Source organism: Caldimonas sp., assembly GCF_046291045.1.
In the GTDB taxonomy this organism is placed as follows: domain Bacteria; phylum Pseudomonadota; class Gammaproteobacteria; order Burkholderiales; family Burkholderiaceae_C; genus Caldimonas.
Map to the genome: position 1 here is coordinate 1 of NZ_JBKBSL010000081.1, position 3,002 is coordinate 3,002.

Below are 3,002 nucleotides of genomic sequence, written 5' to 3' on the forward strand. Positions count from 1 at the left end.
CTAGGCCCTTGGTTGTTTTTGGATAATCCATCCAAAGGATGGTACTGGGTATCGTTGGGTGGTGGCCTTATGGTGGCTTATGCTGGTTACGATGCCCAGGCCAAGATGATTGGTTTGGGCGAACCGGGCGAGCTAGCCCTTCAAAAAGCTGTTCGTCGCCTGAGGGCCTTCCTCTTTCGTGACCGGCACCCGGGCGATTGAACCACCGCCACACCGAGATAAACGCCGGCCAGAGCGCCACCCTCATCTCCGGGCGCGACACCACGCTCAGCGGCGCGCAGGTGAGCGGCGAGCGCATCGTGGCCCAGGTGGGGGGCGACCTCACCATCCACAGCGTGCAAGACACCGCCACCTACGACAGCCAGCACCGCAGTGCCGGCGGCAGTGTCACCATCGGGTACGGTTTTGCGGCCAGCGCGAGTTACAGCAATGCCCGGGTGGAGGCCGACCACGCCAGCGTGAGCCAGCAAAGCGGCCTTCGCGCCGGTGACCAAGGCTTCCAGGTGGAGGTCAAGGGCCACACCGAGCTGCAAGGCGCGGTGATCGCCAGCACCCAGGCCGCCGTGGACGAGGGCCGCAACCGGCTGGCCACCGGCACGCTGCGCACCGGTGACCTCCAGAACAAGGACGTTTACAAGGCCAGCAGCACGGGCGTGAGTGCGGGCACCAGCGGCGCCAGCGCCGGGCATGCCAGCGTGGACGGCCAGCAAAGCAGCACCACGCGCAGCGGCATCAGTGGGGGGGAGATCGTCATCACCGACTCGCCGGCCCAGCAGGAGCGCACCGGGCAGACGACGCAACAGACCCTGGCCGCCTTGAACCGCGAGGTGCTCACCGGGGACGACAGCGGGGCCCTGAGCAAACGCTGGGACGGGCAGGAGCTGCAAAAGCAGGTGCAGGCCGGCGCCCAGATCGTGGCGACGTTTGGGCAACAGGCGTCCAAGGCGGTGGGGGACTATGCCACCAACAAGGCGCGTGAACTGCGCCAGCAGGGCAACGAGGAAGAAGCCCGCAAGTGGGACGAAGGCGGCGCCTACCGCGTGGCCGCGCACATCGCCGTGGGCGGCTTGAGCGGGGGGCTCGAAGGGGCCTTGGGGTCGGGCTCGTCGGCCGCGGCCGTGCCCCACCTGGCCGAGGCGATCAACGCCGCCGGCCTGCCCGAGCCGGTGCGCCAGGCCGTCGTCGCCGCCGCAGGCACCGCCGTGGGCGCCCTCACCGGCGACACCACCGGGGCAACCACCGGCTTCAACCAGACGGCCAACAACTACCTTCGGCACGAGGAGGCGGCTCGGCGCGCCCAGCTCATGGAGCAAAAGCTCGCCTGCAAAGACGCTGCCTGCGCCGCCGCTTTGCAGCAGGAGATCGACCGGCTCAATGCCCTGGATGCCTGGCGCGACCAGCAGATCGCCGAAGCTTGCCAGAGCCCCGGCAGTGCGCTGTGCAGCGCCTGGGTGGCCGACATCCAGAGCGCCGCGGGCAGCTACCTCGGGCAAGGCAGCAGCAACACTCTGATCAACGCCGAGCGCTCCAGCGTGCTCAACGATGCGTTCAAGTATCAGCAGGCCAACGCCAACCCGCTGCTGCATGGCGTGGGCAAGGGCTTGTTGAAGCTCAGCCCGCCGGGGCTGGTGGTCGGAACGGGTGTAGGGGCCTACGAACTGGTCAAGGCGATCGTGGACAACGGCGCTCTCGACACCGCGATCCAGATCGCCCAGGGCATCGCCGACATCCCCACCGACCTGCGCAACCGCCTGAACAGCCCGGACCCCACCGTGCGCGGTGAGGCCCTGGTGGACACGCTGGCGCTGGGTGCCGGCACCACCGCGCTCACGGGCAAGCTGACGCAAGCAGGTTACGCCGGTGTCGCCAGGCAGGTGGAGGCGGCTGCGGGGAGCAAGGTGGCAGGTAGAGCGGAGGGCAAGGCCCCCTCCGCCGACACGGCGCAGATCAAGCAGCAGACGATCGAGAATAACGTTTATCGCGATGCCGACCTGACCACCCCAGTGGTCTCTGGCGCCCCGGGCGAGCAGATCCGCAATCTGGTCAACACCACCGCTCAACACCCCAGCCAGTGGACCGTGCAGATCGGCGGGCGAACCCTCACCCCCGCCCCCGCCTTGAGCAAGAATCAGCCGGTCTACTCGGGTGTGTCCGATGCCGAGGTGTTGAACTTCGTCAACAGCATCACGGGTGGGGCGCAGCCGAGCCACACGTTTGGCGTGAACGGCGTCCCGAACGCGGGCCAGACTTGGTCACTGAGCGATGGCAGCAAGATAACGCTGAGATCTCAGGCAAGCTCTACCCAGCAGCTCGGGCCGCATTGGACGGTGGAGATTGAGTCTGCTTCCGTTTACCACAAGAAGCCCGGAAAAGCAGTTGAGTTCAAGTTCTTGCGATAGGAGGCCATGTGGAAACCACAGCAGAAGTCGAAAGCTTTATCCAGGAAGAGTTTGAGGAGATTGCCGGCATCCAGAGCGGAAGTTTCGAGAGGTTCTGGGGGAGCATTCGGTACACGTTCAAGGATCGTCCATACCAATGGCGCAAGGAGCTGTGCCTGCACATGATCGAGCGCATGCTGCGTGAGGATCGGTGTCGGCTCTTCCCGCACTCAGACGATCTGGGCTGGCTCAAGCCTGCAACAAAGCACTATTGGTTAGCTCCGATGGACCAGATCATGCAGACCTTGCGTGAGCACTGGGCACGCTATGAGGGCAAACCCGTCGGCATTCACACGCCTGATGGTTTCGATACAGGCTACTTCGTCATGGTCATTCCCACGTTGCAGTGGCCGCCTTACATCACCGACGACGCGTAAGCAGCGAACAAGGCAGCGTGTTCGCCCAGGCCGGGCGCGACCTCACCGTGCGCGGCTCCGATGTCGTCTCCAGCTCCGGCACCACCCTGGCCGCCGCACGCGACGTGACGATCGAGGCTGCCACCGAGAGCGTGCACGAACAGCACTTCAAGGAGACCAAGAAGAGCGGCGTGTTCACCAGCGGCGC

3 protein-coding genes are annotated in these 3,002 nt (G+C 65.7%); all 3 read left to right on the forward strand.

Annotated features, from left to right (window positions below):
* A partial coding sequence (locus ACK4ZD_RS15430; protein ID WP_409664078.1) for a hypothetical protein occupies positions 1-201 on the forward strand: 201 nt, incomplete at its 5' end.
* Positions 198-2,399: a hemagglutinin repeat-containing protein gene (locus ACK4ZD_RS15435; RefSeq protein ID WP_409664081.1), complete on the forward strand. Its 2,202-nt coding sequence runs from the start codon at positions 198-200 to the stop codon at positions 2,397-2,399. The genes ACK4ZD_RS15430 and ACK4ZD_RS15435, both read left to right, overlap by 4 nt.
* 8 nt (positions 2,400-2,407) lie before the next feature.
* Complete coding sequence (locus tag ACK4ZD_RS15440; protein WP_409664084.1) at positions 2,408-2,815, forward strand: hypothetical protein; 408 nt, start codon at positions 2,408-2,410, stop codon at positions 2,813-2,815.
* The last annotated feature ends 187 nt before the right edge of the window (positions 2,816-3,002 follow it).